This window comes from Escherichia sp. E2562 (assembly GCF_005781075.1).
Lineage (GTDB): Bacteria > Pseudomonadota > Gammaproteobacteria > Enterobacterales > Enterobacteriaceae > Escherichia.
The window spans coordinates 18,058-36,525 of record NZ_VATM01000023.1 but is presented as its reverse complement, the minus strand read 5'-3'; the positions used below and the strand labels follow the sequence as shown (position 1 = coordinate 36,525).

Here is an 18,468-nt window from a genome sequence, read left to right as displayed (position 1 = left end):
TGATTAAAATCTTTCGCCAACCTTCAGTGTAAGCAATCCATTGATTTACTGAATTTTTTCAAAAAATTTCAGGTTGAAATCGTCAACATTAGCATTCGTGTACTTAAGGTTCCTCTGTCAGTCATTAACCATACGTTGGTCCACACCTTTAACAGATACGTTTTATAACAACGTTTCATCATTTAACAATGTTAAGTGAGATTTTTATTGATAAAGCGACCAGGTAGCTATTTGCAGGCAGTAAGAAAAGCGCATCAACAGACTTTATAGCCCAAAAATTTGAGGTCAGAACTCAATCCGTAATTTCCACTTTCAGTTCCGGCGCCAATGAGTCGAGAGTCACAATAGGTATAATGTGTTAACAATCACTGAATGATATTTCAGCCCTCTTCACCCTGGTGATTTCGCCATAGAGAAAACACAAATAAAGCTTTGATTTATAGCGTTTTTTACTACCGATTTCAGGGTGAAATCGACACACGGTTACTCAGTGCAAACTATTATTTCATACATAACTTTATAATTTTTTTTACCAATGAGAAATATGGCAGAAATGGATACTACGTCCACATATCAGCCATATTAAATGGAGTACCTTTCCACATATGACATAAAAAAAGGACTAAGCATCTCGATCAAAGAAAAGCTATCTTCATACAGCGGGCTAAGAACGTAAGGAATGAATTAATAATGACAAGAAGAAAACAATTAAATAGCCTGCTAAAAATCGGGCGACATCATGGGGGAAGCTTTTCAACTTACAGACTGATATGAATCAAAAAAGAATAACACACATATGAATAACAGAATTAAAGGGTAATTAGCCAGAAAAGACGGTTCAAGTTTTGATGTCATTTCTATAAAAGACCAATTCAAATTAATACTATAGATAGTAATCTTATACTCTGGCTGACCAGGATAATGAAGGATTGTCCTTATGATAAACTATAGACAGAACATACTTATTAAGGATAAATAAGCTACAGTGAGTAATAAGCATCTTTAATATGCATGAGCATAAGTATGATCATCACCAGGCTCTAACCTAGAATGCCAGGATATAGTTATCGTTTTGAATTATTTATTGTTTATTCATATATTGATTTTAAATTGCACAAACATTCGTACGCTCAAAAGAGCAAGAAGCCAGAGCTATCAAAGCAATCTGAACCAGATCATGATGCATAAGCTATAGAGAGAACAGATGTTGTAAGAGATATCTTCAGATTAGCTCTGTTATTTTGAAATAACATATAGATATAAAAATACATATGATAAATGATACAGATATAACAGGCACTTTCGTTAATCAGACAACATTATATCCTCATCGCTCAAACCAATATAACAGTGTGTCATAAGCACTTTATCAGCTTTCTTACACTCTTACATGATAACCACGTCCCGAACTTTGGCCTCTGAGCTTTCCTGTCTTTATCTTTTCTTTAGCTGATGTTTCTCAGCATATCAGTACGTTAGTTTCATTTAAATAAACTATAGGCAGCAATATAAACTATAGAGAGTAACATATGCTATAGGTAGTAACATAAACTATAGAGAGGGAGTAGTGTCGATTTTTAAGATTAATATAAGCTATAGCGAGTATAAGCACTAAGGCAAAAAACAAGTAACTATCTGATTTATATTGCATTAATAGCATTTGTGTTTACTTTTTAATCTGCTTATTACTTATTATATTTAAATCAGTAATCCTTAACTTGATGCAAACACCATTGAGCAGAGCAAAGGTCGTCAAAATCCTATGTAAAACCAGGCTTAAAAGAAATCAATAGTGATGCAGAACAGCACCACTATTGATGTAAGAATGAGAGGGGATGTATAAAACACATTAATTTTCAGCTAGTTATATAAAAAACTGAAGATATCAGCGTTGCAAAATCGAAAGACACTATCCGATTAAACATAAACTATAGTGAGTATTCAGTCCATTCTACTGACTACAGCTTATGTTTTACGAAGGTTCAAAAGAGCTTCCAAATCTTTGAGATCAATCCCCAGCTTTTCTAGTAACTTAACTTTTTCAATCAGAGAAGGATCAACCGAGTCATTTGTATGCTCAGGTTGTTCATAGGCTTCACTATCAGAGCGGGGAGCTTTTAACTTAGGCCTGCGATAATGCACGTTAAAATACACACTCCGTCCACGTTGCAGCTCCGTGTAATCCAGATATCCGATCTCTTTCAGCTGCTCCATTGCCCTGCGAACCGTCTGATTTTGCGAAAAAACAGGCGATTTCAGGTTTAGCCTGGCGCGCAAACGCGCTATTGAGATAGGTGCAGGATTTTTGGGCAAGCTTTCGATATAGGTGTACAGAGCCTGCGCGGACTCACGCCGCTTAAGCGCGTTTATCGCTTTTAACTGCAACAGAACTTTTCGGTCAAACTGATAAAGCTCAAATAATCGGGGGTCAGCCTGGAGTATGACGATATCTTTAGCTGTGTCGTAGTACGCGGATTGAACCAAATGCGTCGTATATTCTTTAGTCTGGCTGGTAAACGAAATGACTGTCCCGGCAATCCGTTTTAAGGAAGGGCTGATACGTTCACGAAGCTTTTTAGACGATCGGCTTGACGGGATCCCGCAAAGCTTTACAAATTCAACAAACGAAAGCTGAACCTTATCACCTATAACTTTATGTTTTGCAAAAGAATGTATGATTCCCACCCAGGTTTTGAAATCATTGTCCATATCCAGTCGCGGGCCAATGATTTCCACTTTGTCAAAACCCTCAGCCTTAGCAAGTGAGAGTCTGGTCAACTCTTCAGTGGCATCTGTCGTTGAGAGTGTATTTTTTTTACTGTTTTTAAGCGATTTGAGGGTAGGCACAAATACCCCCAGGCGCATTAGCGCAACAGGCTGTACAGTGTTATTAGCGTTCGGAGTAAGAGATACAACTTCTCCTGTTCGCTTATCTACTTCATCAAAAAAATCTTTAATATCAATATCTTTTTCCAAAATCAGCTCCAAGTTTGGGCACCCAGTCCATATAACCGAGCTAATAGCACAAGAAAACAGCTGTTGATATGCTGTGCGTAACCTGTGTATACACCTGTATGAATCTATAAGGGCATCCGTATGTCATTATAAAATAAAGAAAAAATACATTATCGCTATCGTTTAATTTTATAGAGAGTGCTCACTATAGCTTATACAGACTGCAAACTACAGCCTGGGTTTATCTCGCTACAGCATATATGAATGCAGGCTATAGTTTATAATTTACAAACTATAGCTTATCAAGATCGCCCGGAAGTCAATGTTGACGCAGGCTACAGCGATCTGGGATCTATTTAGGATCTTAAAAGGATCTACTTAGGATCAACTACTGTGATCTAAACGAATAAAGTAATTATGAGTAATGAGCAGAAAAGTTCATCGCCAGAACCCGGGAATGACAAGAGACATCAGCTGATTATCTGAAGGTAAAGTGTGCCAGGCAATCATCATCAACCTGAGGCCACATACGATTACTACCGGTACGCATCATCTCGTACGACGGGAAGACGTCCTGTAATACCCTGTAAATAGCGCTGTAGAGATGTGAGAGGCCTCAAAACGTCACAGTACACTGATGTGGTAGCCAATACGGTTCAACTGACTATCAGGCGCTGCTGGAGCAGCATAATCTGTACAGACGAATGAGCACTGTGTGAAGAAAAGTCACAATTGGAAGGTATTAAACAACAAATAAACATCATAAAAAATAACTCAATAGCATTGAACGAATAACAACAACAAAAATTGAGATCATATATTTATAAAAATAAAAACAGAGCTTATTACATTAAGCACATAGTTAGTCATTAATAAATTATCAGAAAAATATAAAAGTAGTTATGAACTATAAATCATATTTCCATCATGACTATATAACTAGTCCTATTTACAATCAATAGGGTTAATCACCTAAAATTTATAAGGTGATCCAGGGATTTGCCGGAAAAGGAAGAAGACAATGAAGAAAATTAGTGTGGTGGTAGCTGATAAATATCCACTGATGTTAAAGGGAATAGTAACATTCTTATCAAAGTATCCATCTATTTATGAAGTATCATCTACCTTCACTGATGCTCTGAGTGCAGCTGAGTATTGTTCACAATATCAGCCAGATGTATTGATTCTTGGTGAGTTCTCTGACGGTCTGGGGGGCATTGAACTTATACGCTGGATACACTCTATGAGAATAAAATCAAAATTAATATCATATATGGAAAAAAAACCATATATAGATGCAAACAAATTCATTGATGCCGGTGCTATGGGGGTTGTCTGGAAGACCAGTCCTCCTGAAAATTTAAACCACGCGATTGAAAATATTTATAATAATACTCATTATTTCGATGATGGTTTGCTTCAGACATCGCCCGTCACAAGAAAACCCGTCCCTTGTAATTTTCTGACTATGCGTGAAAGACAAATTCTGCAACTTATTGCAGATGGGCAAACAAATAAACATATCGCAAAAATTTTGGACGTCAGTAATAAAACTGTTGAAACACACCGCTTAAATCTGATGAAAAAAATGGATGTTCATAGTGGAATTGAACTTCTAAAAGTAGGTCTGAGAATGGGTGTATGTACCATATAGTGTATAAGGGAAAGGTATAGCGCCTGGTAGTTAGTATAAATTTCGCTCGTTTCGGGTGTTTTTAGCTCTATAGGAGTAAGAGCCTGTCCAGGAAAGCGTTGTCAGAATACTGTCACTGTAGTGGTCATATGATTGTGACCACTATTCTACGGCAAGAGCAATAACCGCACTCTGATTCTTCACATGTCAGCCCGCCGTTGGAAAAAGAGAGAGCCGACACAATAGTCGTCGCCCACTACATAACCTCTGTTTTACTGCCAGACCTTGTCTTTAGTCGCTTAACCATTTACGGGACCCCATTTTGTTTCCAGACGTCTGAAGAGCTCTTCATGGCGCTTTTCGTCCTGCTATTCCCTGCTGACTGGTGATGCAGCCCCTGACGTTTTCGTCTGAGATACTCCAGCCAACGTTTATCACTTCACTGTCTTTCCTGTCTGAATAACCTGATATCAACGAAAATCGGCAATGCATACAAAAATGGGTATTTGTCTGATAACTCAACTGAAAGGTGGATGACAGCTTTTAAGAATGAAATCTCTCTAAGCCAGTTGAATTTACTGTAAAGTATCATTTGTTAGTACAAGATACTTAATTACAACTTAAATATCATTAGGAATGTTTTTATAGTACACACGTAACATCTTGTTTATATTAGAATAATATTTTATCATGAAATGATTCCTAAGGTATTTTGATAGCGAGATCATTTGTTTAAAATCTAACTCATGAAATAACTCAACGGCATTTTGCTTTTCTGGAAATAACCCATAGTTATCACCATTCATAAGAGTTATGACCTTTTATGTAAAATTGAAATCATCCTCACAGTGCTGTGATGCCATCTCGACCTATCATAAGAGTGGCATGTCTGCGTATATACTATGATTTTTTTCTTTTAAAATAATATGTTAGATGATTTTTTGCACTTAATAGCAGAAAACCATAGGTTTCCCAACACCAGGATATTATTTTGAAGCAGTCATCTTTAAATATTTATCAGTAAGCCAACCTGATGTGTTCAGTAGAATCAGGCGATAATATAATGTTTTATTTTGTGTCTAAATATTAATAGCTGGGCTCAATAAGAGTCTGTCTGGAGAAATAACATAATGAATGCGATTGAACTTTCTGAACAATCACAAGCAATCCATGATTTGAATCTGACTTACCTTTTATTGGCACAACGATTAATTTTGGAGGATAAAATATCTGCCGGCTTCAGACTGGGACTAAATGAAGCGACAATGGAATCTCTGGTGGGATTATCTCTTCCTCAGTTGATTAAATTATCGTCTACCGGACAATTAATTTGTCGTTTACGTATAGACAGTGAAATGATACTTAATTGTTTAACCAGAGATTCAAGGATTGATGCTCTGCAACGTATTCACACTGGAATTATTCTTTCCACAGAATTACTGGATTCATTGTCCGAACAGAAAAACATTGCCATCTGAGGGTACGATTATGAGTGATAAAAGCATTATTAATGAAGTTAAGGATGCTCAAATTGCAATGGAACTGATTAATCTTGGCGCAAGAATGCAGGTTCTTGAAAGTGAAACGAATCTGAGTCGTCGGTGGTTATTAAGACTTTATAAAGAAATTAAAGGGTGTTCGCCTGCAAAAGGTATGCTGCCATTTTCTGCTGACTGGTATATGTCATGGGAACAGAACATTCATTCTTCGATTTTCTATAACATCTATCGCTTTTTGCAAAAGAAAAACTTTGGCCGTCCAGTCGAAGTCATGCTTAAAGCTTACCGACTGTATCTGGACCAGATTCAGAAGGAATCCGGTGAGAAGTCTATCCTGAGCTTAACCAGAGCCTGGACGCTGTTACGCTTCATTGACTGCGGAATGGTAGAATTGACGCGTTGTTGCGGTTGCGGTGGCAGTTTTGTCACAACACCAGGATACAGTTTGCACACCTTTACCTGTAGCCTGTGTTTTCCACCTTCTCGCGCAAGCAAAAAAATGAAAGAACAATCAATTGAACATGTAAGCCATGAGATTTAATGAAAACTAATACGCATATCTTCCTGCCATCTGTGGATTTCAAATGCACAGAATGGCAGGGATGGGGGCGATTATAAAGACGTGGAGTGACAGAGGTTTTCTGGCTGCTATCTTCACCAGACTCATACAGAAATCCGGTAACTATTTCCAACGTGATGATGAGAATGATCGCCGTCTTCTCCATAAAGTGATGGCATATTTCCAGTCTGAACTATTAATTTTCGCAGAGTGGTTACTCTTTCCATATGGATTTCGAGTAATTGATTACTCCTTTGATTCAAATCACTTGCACGACGTAGCACCAAAGTAATCCCTTCCCAACGAGTGGCAAGTCTGGCATTATTTTTATAAGGAATATAAAGCTGTGCATTTTTTTCTGCATGCTTACGTTCTTCATCATAAAAATTAATTGCAGCCAACAAACGACTTTTATTATCAGAGATAACCTGAAGCGAGACTGGATTTATTCTCGCGCGGCTGAGCTGGGAGACTTCTTCCAGCAAGGTACCTTCCAGTTCATCAAGAAGTGTTTGCAATTTAATAAGATTTTTTTCTAACTGATCTTTCACTTTGTTACTCCTGGTTTATGAAAATCGAATAATCTCATCAACCAACCGGGCGGCGATATGATCACTGTCCAGGGTTAATTCACCGGCGGCTATTTGCGCAGAGATTTTGGCGAGGCGGGCGTGGTCTACATCGTTGGAATCATCTGAGGTAAATCTGTCAGACAGATGACTTAATTCAACATGCACACTGGCATCTTGATCGTCGGATCGCAGTGATCCACCCTGCGGTTGAGGCTGACGTGAATCCGTTGATTGTCGGATGTCAGCTCCCTGTACAGGAGAGGTCTGGCAAATACGCTCGATACTCATAGTTATCCTGATTCGAAATAATAATGAATGGGTACTATGTATATCGGCGTACAGGGAAATAACTGAAGTCAGTCGTTCTGGCTGATAAATGCCTTACCGTTACCTACGGCTGTCGCCAGCAGGGTTTGCCCGGAGTGCATTTGTACGCGAAATGACTCTCTGAGGGTTGCATTGTCTAATGCTTTTCCGGTGGTATGAATCTCATAATCATCGCCTTTGGTCATCACATCAACTTTTTCACCTGTGTGGATCACCCATTGCTGGCGTAGTTCGCTGAAAGTCAGAGGATGATTTGGTTGTATCCATCGGGTTGGCGTTGCACCAATAATCTTCTGTGGGTCGAGGATGAGATCGGCTGGAAGATGGTCAATATTCCCTCGTTGTGACTGGATATCATTCTGACTTACCGTTTGCCCAGGTGTAAGTTCATGTGCTGCCAGCCAGTATGTCGCCGTGGCACTTACAGAAACCTGGATGAATTTCTGATGTGTTCCGCAAGAGGCAATAATGCTGTGATTGCCGCTTAGTTTTTTTGTATGGCCAGGTAAACGTAATGCCGGGTTTCCACAAAGTGTTGCCAGTTGAGTGGTAGGGGTCAGGATCGTAACCTGTAATTGTGGCATTCCCTGACTATAAGGGGCCAGCAGCAATGCGATACGCGACGACAGCGACTGACCGGTTGACTGTGAGGCATGAGCCAGGATTGTCAGATTAAGATAAACGATCAGGAAAAGTAATAAAACGAGGGGTAAACGTTTAAATAACATTTGTTATCGACCTTTCGTCAGAAAAGCTTTCGACTTAAGACATGCACAATAATATATCCTGAGAAGCAATTTTTTTACTCGCTAATGTGATGCCGTAAAAGCGTTTGTTTGCAGGATAGACATTTCAAAATATATCAAAGTGTTTTTTGTATGCCATTTTGGGGAACAATCTGGTTAATTGACGTCATTGCTGTCGCATATTTGCGTTATGGTTTTTTCGACCTCTCACCATAAAATGCACCGCAATATTGTTAATAAACAAGAAAGGTTTTATCTCATGCTGGATAAACTCGACAGTGAATTCCGGTTTCAGCAGCATGCGTTGAGTCTGCTGACGCAACGCCAGGGCATCCTTGCTTCTAATATCGCGAATGCTGATACACCAGGATATCTCGCACGGGATATCGATTTTTCGCAACAGTTAAAGGAAGCCGTTAACCGCAGTCAGGCGACTGACAATAATATGAGTCTGACGGTCACCTCTGAAAGACATATTGCTGACAGTACGCATTTAATGACTGATCCACGACCTCTTTATCGTATACCCGATCAACCCAGCGCTGATGGTAATACCGTAGATATGGATCGCGAGCGTGTTAATTTTGCAGATAACTCAGTGAAATATCAGTCCAGTTTAACGTTTCTGACATCACAGATTAAAAACATGATGACGGTTGTTAGTCAGGGATAAATAAAATTATGTCACTTCTAAGTATTTTTGATATTTCCGGTTCAGCGATGGCCGCCCAGTCTCAGCGTCTGAACGTCAGCGCCAGTAATATGGCTAATGCCGACAGTATCGCCGGGCCGGACGGTAAACCATATAAAGCCAAACAGGTCATTTTTAGCGTTGATCATGCTGCGGATCAGGAGATCGGCGGAGTGAAAGTCAGTGATGTGGTGGAAAGCGATGCGCCGGATCGTCTGGTCTATGACCCTGACAACCCTCAGTCAGATAACAAAGGCTATCTCCATATGCCGAATGTCGATGTGGTGGGCGAAATGGTTAATACCATCTCAGCTTCCCGCAGTTATCAGGCCAATGTCGACGTAATGAATACCGCGAAAACCATGATGCTCAAAACACTGACTTTGGGTCAGTAAGGAAATAGTAATGTCGGTTTTACCCGTCATGACACAACGCAGTTCTGCCGCAGTTAATAAAGCCAGTCAAGCAGCAACCAGTAATAGCGCGGCCTCCGCCACCAATGGCAGCAGCGCCGAAGATATTATGAATAACTTTATGCAGTTGCTGGTTGCGCAAATGCAGAATCAGGACCCCACCAATCCGATGGATAACAACCAGCTTACGACTCAGCTGGCGCAGTTTAATACGGCGGCGGGTGTGCAGCAGTTGAACGGCACAGTGAATAGCGTCGGGATGCTGGTCACCAGTATGCAGCAGATGAATGCTGCCGAATGGGTAGGGCGCCAGGTATTGGTAGAAGGTGATACCACTGTTTCTACCGCACAGGGTGGCAATAATCAGTTTGCGCTCTCTGTCAATCAGGATGCGAGCGACGTCACTGTCACGCTGACTGATGATGCAGGAAATGCTTACACCGGAAAATTGAAAGATGTTAAAGCCGGCGTGCATGAATATACCCTGGACGATCTCAGTGATTTCGAGCCTTCCGATCCACGCACAGTAAGCGATACGAATTTTACCGTTTCGTATTCCGCTACCAACCCGGACGGCAGCACTCCTGACATCGTGTCGCTGAAAAAATCAAAAGTAGACAGTGTTTCTTTCACCCAGACAGGGGCTGTTCTGCAGTTAGGTAATGATGAGACGGCCACGCTGGCCAATGTCTATCTCATTGAATAATCAATTTCATTATGTTGTTTTTCGGGAAATAAAATGAGTTTTTCACAAGGTCTTAGCGGGTTAAACGCCGCATCACAGGCGCTGGACGTCGTCGGCAACAATATTGCCAACTCGCAAACTGTCGGGTTTAAGTCCGGCTCTATTTCATTTGCCGACGTGTTTGCAGGTTCGCAAATCGGTATGGGCGTTCAGGTCGCTGGCGTTGATCAGAATTTCAGCGATGGTGTTCTTGGCGCTGGCGCCAGCCCGCTGGATATGGGTATTCAGGGCAATGGCTTCTTCCGTATGGAAACCGAAGCGGGGAAAATATTCTATAGCCGTAACGGTCAGTTTAAGACCGATGCCAATGGCTATATCGTGAACAGTCAGGGGATGCGCCTGAGCGGTTATATGGCCATTGGTACACCGCCAACTGTCCAGGCTGGTTCACCGGTCGGGCCTTTGCAGATCCCAACGGGCGCGATGCCGGCAAAAGCCTCTAATGCAGGTAGCCTGAGCGGTAACCTGGATTCCGGAAATACAAAAATTGATACAGTAACGCATCCGTTTAAAACGACTGATGGCGATTCCTATAACTATTCTACCCAAGTGAATGCGTATGACAGCCAGGGTAATGAGCATGCCATTAATGTTTATTTTGTCAAAACGGCAGATAACACATGGTCCGTCTACTCTAATGACTCTACCGCTCCGGGCGCTACACCGCAAAAACTTGACATAACATTTGATTCCAGCGGAAAGCTCGTTACGACCCCCGCAAATCTGAAAGTCGATGGCGCTTCGTACAACGGTGCCGCAGCACTTAACTTCGATCTCGATTTATCCAAACTGTCGCAGCAGGCTTCCGATAACTCGATGGATAGCCCGGAAACTACGGGTTATGCGCCGGGTACGATGACGGGTTATGTCGTTGGCGATAACGGCCAGATTGTTGCTTCTTACAGCAACGGGCAGCAGCAGTTACTGGGCCAGGTTGTTCTGGCTAACTTCAATAACCCAGGCGGGCTGCAGCCAGCAGGGAACAACTGTTGGTCTGCGAGCCCGGAATCCGGCCAGCCGGTCGTTGGGATTTCTGATACCGGGAACCTCGGTACGCTGCGCGGTAACGCACTGGAAGCCTCAAACGTGGATCTGAGTAAAGAGATGGTCAACATGATCGTCTACCAACGCAACTATCAGTCCAACTCTCAGACCATCAAAACACAGTCTGAAGTCCTGCAAACGCTGGTTAACCTGGGTTAATAGCAAAACATGGATCACGCGATATATACCGCTATGGGGGCCGCAACGGCGGCCCTCGATCGCCAGGCCGTGGTGTCTGATAACCTGGCTAATGCCTCGACGCCGGGGTTTCGCGCACAGATTGCCGCTTATCGTGCCGTTCCGGTAGACGGCCCGTCAATGGCGACCCGCACGCTGGTGACCGAATCGACTCCTGGTAGTGACTACTCCTCGGGAACAGTCGAAAAAACCGACCGCACGCTGGATGTCGCGCTGCCAAAAGAAGGGTGGCTGGCAGTACAACTGCCGGATGGTACCGAAGGTTACACCAAAAACGGCAATATCCAGATGACGGCGGACGGGCAACTGCAAGTCCGTGGTCTGCCACTGATAGGCGATGGTGGTCCGCTGACCGTACCTACTCAGGCAAAGTTAACTATCGCGCCAGACGGCACCATTTCTGCGTTGGGTGCCGGTGAAGAACCGTCAGCCGTAGCGCAAACCGGGCGCATCAAGATTGTCAATGCGCTACCAGGCGAACTACAGCACGGCGATGACGGTGTATTCCATACCCGTGATGCCAGTTCGCTGGCGGCGGATACGAGTCTGCAGCTTATGCCGGGGATGCTGGAAGGCAGCAATGTCAGCCCCGTCAATTCAATGGTGAACATGATCACCACCGCGCGCAGCTTTGAAATGAATATGAAGGTCATCACAACCGTTGATGACAATGAACGTAACGCTAATCAGTTATTGAGCGCCAGCTAATCACTGGTAAGGAGTAATAACGCATGATCCGTTCCCTGTGGATTGCAAAAACGGGCCTGGAAGCACAACAGACCAATATGGATGTTATATCCAACAACCTGGCTAACGTAAGTACCAATGGTTTTAAACGTCAGCGAGCTGTATTTGAAGATCTGTTGTACCAGACGCTACGCCAGCCGGGCGCTCAGTCATCTGAACAAACCACTATTCCTTCCGGTTTACAGTTAGGAACAGGGGTAAGACCGGTGGCCACTGAGCGAATTCATAGCCAGGGCAGCCTGGCCCAGACCAACAACTCGAAAGATGTGGCTATTGAAGGGGATGGATTCCTGCAAGTTATGATGCCGGATGGCACCACAGCGTATACCCGTGATGGTTCGTTCCAGCTTGATCAGAACGGTCAACTGGTGACTTCCAGCGGTTATCCGGTTCAGCCGGCGATAAACGTACCGCAGGATGCAAAATCTATCACCATCGGCAACGACGGTATTGTCAGCGTCACCATTGCCGGGCAGGCGCAGCCACAACAGGTTGGGCAGCTTACCCTGAGTACTTTTATCAATGATACCGGTCTGGAAAGCATTGGTGAAAACCTGTACCGGGAGACGCAATCTTCCGGTGCACCGAATGAAACAACACCTGGTCAGAATGGCGCAGGTACGCTGCGACAGGGCTACGTGGAAACGTCGAACGTCAACGTGGCCGAGGAACTGGTCAACATGATTCAGACTCAGCGTGCCTATGAGATTAACAGCAAAGCTGTCTCTACTTCGGACCAGATGCTGCAGCGTTTAACGCAGCTTTGATTTGTGCCTTTGAGCCGCAGGTGGTTTCGCGGCTTTTTTTTATTATGTGATCGTTATGACCTATCCGATAGATTCTGGCCGCTTACTGCGGCGTCTGTTAACGCATGTTGCCCTGGTCGCGCTTCTTTCAGGATGCGCGTATATCCCTCATAAACCGTTGGTCGAAGGTGCAACATCTGTGACGCCGCAGATCCCGTATCAGCCTGCTAATAATGGCGCGATTTTTCAGCCTGGCGGCACGATGAACTATGGCTTTCAGCCGATGTTTGAAGATCGTCGCCCAAGAAATGTGGGTGATACATTGACCATCGTGTTGCAGGAAAATGTCAGCGCCAGCAAAAGTTCGTCTGCCAATGCTTCTCATGGCGGTTCGACAGGGCTTTCATTCAAGACAATCCCGCACTTTATCGAAGGATTGTTTGGTGGCGATCGGGCTAATACGGAGATCAGCGGTAAAAATGAATTCTCGGGTAAAGGCGGTGCGGCTGCTCGAAATACTTTCAGCGGTACGCTCACCGTCACGGTCAGCGATGTCCTCGCTAACGGCAACCTGCGCGTGGTCGGGGAAAAGCAAATAGCGATAAACCAGGGGACTGAGTTTATCCGTTTCACCGGTGTGGTTAACCCACGGACAATCAGTGGTAGCAATACAGTGGTTTCCACGCAGGTTGCCGATGCGCGTATCGAATATGTTGGTAACGGTTATATCAACGAAGCCGAACAAATGGGCTGGTTACAGCGTCTGTTCCTGAATCTTTCTCCGTTCTAAAGGTGTCGGTGATGAATCGTTATTTTTGGCATAAATTTACCCGTCTGACCGGCCTGTTATTGTTAATTATGCTCTCCCTGTCGGTCAGGGCAGAGCGTATCCGCGATTTGGCTTCGTTGTCAGGTGTGCGTGGTAACTCTCTGATGGGGTACGGTCTGGTCGTTGGTCTGGATGGTACAGGCGACCAGACCATGCAAACACCGTTTACGACGCAGACGCTAAACAACATGCTTTCGCAGCTGGGGATCACCGTCCCGCCTGGGTCGAGTATGCAGTTGAAAAACGTTGCTGCAGTAATGGTAACGGCAGAACTGCCGCCTTTTGCCCGTGCGGGTGAAAAATTCGATGTGGTCGTCTCGTCTATGGGTAACGCCAAAAGTTTGCGTGGCGGCACATTGCTGATGACGCCGCTGAAAGGCGCGGATAATCAGATCTATGCGCTGGCGCAGGGCAATTTGCTGGTTTCCGGCGCCGGAGCTCAGAGCCGCGGAAGCAGCGTACAGGTGAATCAGCTCAACGGCGCACGTATTACCGACGGCGCAACCGTTGAACGTGAAGTACCGATGGATTACGCCAACCAGCGCCCGTTAAAACTGTTGCTTAACGCGAGTGATTTCTCTGTTGCCCAGAAGATTAGCGACACCATTAATCGCCGTTTCTATTCCGCAGCTGTGGCTGAAGATGCGCGGACAGTAAAACTGTATGCGCCAAATGGCGAGGCTGCCAGAGTCCGTTTTCTGGCTGCGGTGATGGATTTGTCACTGAATGTTGGTTCCGGAGATGCTCGCGTCATTATTAACTCGCGTACCGGGTCGGTGGTCATAAACCGCCATGTCACGCTTGATACCTGTGCTGTTGCCCAGGGAGATCTGAGCGTGGATATCGCCCATTCCAGTCAGGTGAGTCAACCGGACACGCCATTGGCTGGCGGACAGACGGTAGTTGTGCCGCAAACTCAAGTCTCTGTTCGTGAGCAGGGCGGTTCTTTGCAACGCGTCAGCACCAGTGCCGATTTAAGCCATGTAGTACGGGCGCTGAACAGTCTCGGTGCGACGCCGAATGATTTGATGGCGATCCTGCAAGCGATGAATGACGCCGGTTGCCTGCACGCACGCCTGGAGATCAATTAATGAACAGCCTGTCAATGATATCTAATGGTGCCGCATTTGATGAACATAGCCTTGACGGGCTTAAGCGGGACGTAAAAAGTAATTCGGCAAACGGTCTGAGAGCCGCGGCACAACAACTCGAAGGGTTGTTTGTACAGATGATGCTGAAGAGTATGCGCGATGCCTCGTTGGGAAGCGGGGCGATGGATTCACAACAGTCCTCGATGTTTACTTCGATGTTCGATCAGCAAATTTCGCAGAACATCGCGCAAACGGGGAAACTTGGCTTTGCGGATCAGATGGTCGCCCAGATGGGCGGTGGTGTTCATCCGCATACCGCCACTTCTCAGCCGTATGTCCCGTCCACGTCGCATTTTAATGCGGCGCTGCCTCATTTACCGGCGCATTCTTTCTCGCTATCGCAATTAGTGCCTCGTTCTGTTCGGGAGCTACCCGAAACGGCACTACGGGAAGGGGGCGGTTTTATTTCACGCCTGCTGCAACCTGCTCTGGCCGTTGCCCGCAAAAGTGGGATCCCGCATCAGCTTATTATTGCGCAGGCCGCGCTTGAATCAGGCTGGGGAAATCGTGAAATCCCAACACAAAGCGGCAAACCCAGCCATAACCTGTTTGGCATAAAAGCCGCATCTGACTGGCACGGTGAAACGACGGAAATAACCACCACCGAATATAAACATGGGGTGGCGAATAAGACCAAAGCGCGATTTAAGGTTTATCCGTCTTATACAGCGGCGCTGGAGGATTACGCGTCATTACTGGTTAATAACCCGCGTTACCGACATGTCTGCAATGCCGTAAAACCAGAGGCGGCGGCAAAAGCGCTTCAGTCAGCCGGTTATGCTACCGATCCTGCATACGCACATAAATTAATTAACATTATTCAACAAGTTAAAGGTCGGGCTGAGCATGCTGTGAATGCCTATAACACGGACCTTTCATCAATATTTTAAATACAGTCTTTAGGGAATTTCACTCAGGCCGATTTATTAGTAAAGCAGCGTTTTTATAACCTAAAGATTTCAATCAGCGTCGACATGGCGGGTACTTTATGAATTTATTATATCTGGCTCAGAATGGATTAAGCGCGGCGCAGTGTGCCCTTAACGTCGTCGGAAACAACCTGACGAATGCCGTAACGGCAGGGTATAGCCGTCAAAACATTATGCTTGGAGAAGCGGGCGGCCAGTCTACTAATTATGGTTTTTTTGGTTATGGTGTCGCCGTGGATGACGTTCAGCGCATGTATGACGGATTCCTGAATAATCAGGTACGTGGTGCAACAACAGAATTTACCACCATGCAGGGCCGTTACCAGCAGGTCAGCCAGATTGATGACATGTTAGGGGATGATACCAATAACATCTCCACGACGCTTGGCAATATGTTTACGGCAATGGAAGCGGTCAGTGATAACCCGCTCGATCCTGCTGCGCGTCAGGGTGTATTGTCGCAATTTGAAGCGCTGGCGAATCAGTATCGTTCTAACAGCAAGACTCTGAATGGCCTTGATAAAAATACCAACACGCAAATCAGTCAAAGCGTTGAAGATATCAACTCCTGTACCACTCAGTTAGCAAATCTGAATGCGGAGATCGACAAGATTCATGGCCAGACGGGCGGAATGCCTTCCGATTTACTCGATAAACGCGATCAACTGTTAAATAAACTGAGTACGCAGATCGGCATTAATGTCACGGAAAATAAAGACACGGGCAGTGTGAATGTCTCAATGCAAAACGGCATGTCACTGGTCAATGGCAGTAAGTCTTACAATTTAAAAGCGACTCCGTCAGATAAAAATCCGTCTCAGATGCAGGTTGCTTACATCGATGCCACCGGTAATCCCCAGTTGCTGGATGAAAATGCCACGACAGGTAATCTCGGCGGTTTGTTTAAATTCCGTAATACCGATCTGGTCGATGCCCGTAATCAGCTTAATCAGTTAGCGCTGAAAATGGCGTCGAGATTTAATGAGGTCAATAAAGGTGGCTATGATCATAACGGTAATCACGGTGGCGATATTTTCAGTCTCGATGCTCCGCAGGCAACAGGCTATAACTCTAATAGCGGCAGTGCTTCCCTGGGAGTGACCATAGATAACGCCTCAGCGGTTAATGCCGAAGATTATACTATCACCTGGAATGGCACATCTAATGCCTGGGAAGTGAAAAACAGCGAGGGTAAAGCCGTTACGCCAACCGTTAATCCTGGTGGTTCACTCTCATTTGACGGCATCACCGTGACACCGACAGGTACACCCAATGATGGTGACAGCTTTACGCTGAATCCTGCTTCCGGCGCGGCAGATAGCATTAAAGTGGCGATTACCGATGGTGATGGAATTGCTGCCTCCGACTCGCAAGATGTGACAGACCAAAGCAACAACAAAAATATTGCGATACTGCTCGGTCTTAAGGATGAAAAGATTGTCGGAGATATGACCCTGACCGGTGCTTATGCCAACCTGGTAAGTTCTGTGGGATCGACGGTCAGCACCCTTCAGGCAGAACAGGATACCGCCGGAAAAGCCTGCGACCAGTGGGCAATGCAACAGCAGGCGGTTTCAGGGGTAGATATGAATGAGGAATACGTCAACTTACAGATGTTTTCTCAATATTATCAGGCCAATGCCGAAGTGCTTAAAACAGCTAACAGTCTTTTTGACACACTGTTAAGCCTTAAATAATACGTCACTGACATATTCTATTTTGAGATAATCGCTATGCGCCTTAGCACCAGTTTTATGTATCAGCGTCAGTTAGACAGTATGTCTAAAGCCATGACCAATTATAACGATCTCTCCGTGCGCCTTTCTGCCGGTCAGACTCTGTTGAAACCGTCTGACGATCCAGGTCAGGCATCACAGGCGGTGATGTATCAAAATGCGCTTTCACGTCTGGGCGAGTTTGATACTGCAAGAAAATATGCTCAGGATGCCCTCGGGCAGGAAGATAACACGCTGACGTCTATATCCGGCTTACTGACCGAAGACCTTGCTGGCAAAATTGTTCAGGCGGGATCTGAAACGTACAGCAAAGCGGACCGCGAAGCGCTGGCGACAGAATTATCCGGGATCCGCAGCCGTTTGCTCGACCTGGCGAACAGCAAAAACAGCGATGGACAGTACATTTTTGCGGGCTATAAAACAGGTGCTGCACCGTTTCAGGCCGATGGCACCTACGTTGGCGGTACGACGCCAATGACACAGAATGTGTCAGACAGTACGGAAATGCAGACCGGTACGACAGGTGATGCGCTTTTCCCGACTGATGCGGTAACGGGCGATAATATCCTGCAATCCTTACAGAAGACCATTGACGCGTTAAATAATCTGCCGGAAAACCCGAACGACGCTGAACGTAAAACGTTTGAAGAAACCATTGGGCAAACCAATACTGATGTACATAAAGCCATTGATAACCTGGGAAAAATCCAGGCGCGTGTAGGCTCAAGTCTGCAACAGCTGGAAACGCTGGGAAGCAGTGCTGATACTCAGGCGATTACCGTACAGAGTCGACTGCAGGAATCAACCGGTTCTGACTGGGACACCATGATCAGCGTATTATCTGAATCGAAAATGTCTGAATTTGCTTTAAATTCATCCATGAGCGTTTTTCAGGCAATGCAGCAGCTTTCTATATTCAAAACGCTTGGGTAAATATTGAACCCTGAC

The 18,468-nt window shown here is 44.9% G+C and carries 18 protein-coding genes; 14 read left to right on the top strand and 4 right to left on the bottom strand.

Annotated elements, in window-relative coordinates; genetic code table 11:
• Window positions 1-1,965 precede the first annotated feature (1,965 nt).
• Entirely contained in the window at window positions 1,966-2,958 is a 993-nt protein-coding gene (locus FEK43_RS21355; protein ID WP_130236391.1) for a RepB family plasmid replication initiator protein, read from the bottom strand.
• A gap of 1,018 nt (window positions 2,959-3,976) precedes the next feature.
• Between FEK43_RS21355 and FEK43_RS21350 the strand changes: the two genes are divergently transcribed.
• The 3 genes from FEK43_RS21350 to flhC all read left to right on the top strand — a co-directional run bounded on the left by FEK43_RS21350 (window position 3,977) and on the right by flhC (window position 6,628).
• On the top strand, window positions 3,977-4,609 hold the full coding sequence (locus FEK43_RS21350; RefSeq protein WP_130209557.1) for a response regulator transcription factor: 633 nt from the start codon (window positions 3,977-3,979) through the stop codon (window positions 4,607-4,609).
• 1,109 nt (window positions 4,610-5,718) lie between these two features.
• The gene (flhD, locus tag FEK43_RS21345) at window positions 5,719-6,066 is read left to right on the top strand and encodes a flagellar transcriptional regulator FlhD (RefSeq protein ID WP_130209555.1); all 348 of its coding nucleotides are present in this window, start codon (window positions 5,719-5,721) and stop codon (window positions 6,064-6,066) included.
• A gap of 10 nt (window positions 6,067-6,076) precedes the next feature.
• Window positions 6,077-6,628, top strand: coding sequence for a flagellar transcriptional regulator FlhC (gene flhC, locus FEK43_RS21340; protein WP_130209553.1), 552 nt, complete (start codon window positions 6,077-6,079; stop codon window positions 6,626-6,628).
• A 122-nt stretch (window positions 6,629-6,750) separates the two neighbouring features.
• On the opposite strand, the gene flgN is transcribed toward flhC, so the two are convergent.
• The 3 genes from flgN to flgA all read right to left on the bottom strand — a co-directional run bounded on the left by flgN (window position 6,751) and on the right by flgA (window position 8,273).
• Complete coding sequence (flgN, locus tag FEK43_RS21335; protein ID WP_130236383.1) at window positions 6,751-7,197, bottom strand: flagellar export chaperone FlgN; 447 nt, start codon at window positions 7,195-7,197, stop codon at window positions 6,751-6,753.
• 15 nt (window positions 7,198-7,212) lie between these two features.
• Window positions 7,213-7,506, bottom strand: coding sequence for a flagellar biosynthesis anti-sigma factor FlgM (gene flgM, locus FEK43_RS21330; protein ID WP_130209549.1), 294 nt, complete (start codon window positions 7,504-7,506; stop codon window positions 7,213-7,215).
• Between the two features lie 68 nt (window positions 7,507-7,574).
• Entirely contained in the window at window positions 7,575-8,273 is a 699-nt protein-coding gene (flgA, locus tag FEK43_RS21325) for a flagellar basal body P-ring formation chaperone FlgA (RefSeq protein WP_130209547.1), read from the bottom strand.
• A gap of 277 nt (window positions 8,274-8,550) precedes the next feature.
• Here flgA and flgB point away from each other — a divergent pair, with 277 nt between their 5' ends.
• The 11 genes from flgB (at window position 8,551) to flgL (ending at window position 18,453) form a co-directional block, all read left to right on the top strand.
• Entirely contained in the window at window positions 8,551-8,964 is a 414-nt protein-coding gene (flgB, locus tag FEK43_RS21320; protein WP_130209651.1) for a flagellar basal body rod protein FlgB, read from the top strand.
• A gap of 8 nt (window positions 8,965-8,972) precedes the next feature.
• Window positions 8,973-9,377 (top strand): flagellar basal body rod protein FlgC, encoded by a 405-nt coding sequence (flgC, locus tag FEK43_RS21315; RefSeq protein WP_130209545.1) that lies wholly within the window; start codon window positions 8,973-8,975, stop codon window positions 9,375-9,377.
• A gap of 10 nt (window positions 9,378-9,387) precedes the next feature.
• Window positions 9,388-10,101, top strand: coding sequence for a flagellar hook capping FlgD N-terminal domain-containing protein (locus FEK43_RS21310; RefSeq protein ID WP_130209543.1), 714 nt, complete (start codon window positions 9,388-9,390; stop codon window positions 10,099-10,101).
• Window positions 10,102-10,134: 33 nt separating this feature from the next.
• The gene (gene flgE, locus FEK43_RS21305; RefSeq protein WP_130209541.1) at window positions 10,135-11,343 is read left to right on the top strand and encodes a flagellar hook protein FlgE; all 1,209 of its coding nucleotides are present in this window, start codon (window positions 10,135-10,137) and stop codon (window positions 11,341-11,343) included.
• Between the two features lie 9 nt (window positions 11,344-11,352).
• Window positions 11,353-12,090, top strand: coding sequence for a flagellar basal body rod protein FlgF (locus FEK43_RS21300; RefSeq protein ID WP_130236382.1), 738 nt, complete (start codon window positions 11,353-11,355; stop codon window positions 12,088-12,090).
• Window positions 12,091-12,113: 23 nt separating this feature from the next.
• Complete coding sequence (gene flgG, locus FEK43_RS21295) at window positions 12,114-12,896, top strand: flagellar basal-body rod protein FlgG (RefSeq protein WP_130209537.1); 783 nt, start codon at window positions 12,114-12,116, stop codon at window positions 12,894-12,896.
• Window positions 12,897-12,951: 55 nt separating this feature from the next.
• Entirely contained in the window at window positions 12,952-13,665 is a 714-nt protein-coding gene (locus tag FEK43_RS21290; RefSeq protein WP_130209535.1) for a flagellar basal body L-ring protein FlgH, read from the top strand.
• Between the two features lie 68 nt (window positions 13,666-13,733).
• Window positions 13,734-14,795 carry a flagellar basal body P-ring protein FlgI gene (locus tag FEK43_RS21285; RefSeq protein WP_276319617.1) on the top strand — a complete coding sequence of 354 codons (1,062 nt, stop codon included), beginning with the start codon at window positions 13,734-13,736 and terminating at the stop codon, window positions 14,793-14,795.
• Window positions 14,795-15,745, top strand: a complete 951-nt coding sequence (flgJ, locus tag FEK43_RS21280; protein ID WP_165382767.1) for a flagellar assembly peptidoglycan hydrolase FlgJ — start codon at window positions 14,795-14,797, stop codon at window positions 15,743-15,745. The genes FEK43_RS21285 and flgJ overlap by 1 nt, the downstream gene beginning before the upstream one ends.
• 98 nt (window positions 15,746-15,843) lie before the next feature.
• A complete protein-coding gene (gene flgK, locus FEK43_RS21275; RefSeq protein WP_130209531.1) occupies window positions 15,844-17,481 on the top strand; it encodes a flagellar hook-associated protein FlgK in 1,638 nt (545 codons plus the stop codon).
• A 36-nt stretch (window positions 17,482-17,517) separates the two neighbouring features.
• Complete coding sequence (gene flgL, locus FEK43_RS21270; protein ID WP_130236381.1) at window positions 17,518-18,453, top strand: flagellar hook-associated protein FlgL; 936 nt, start codon at window positions 17,518-17,520, stop codon at window positions 18,451-18,453.
• Window positions 18,454-18,468 lie beyond the last annotated feature (15 nt).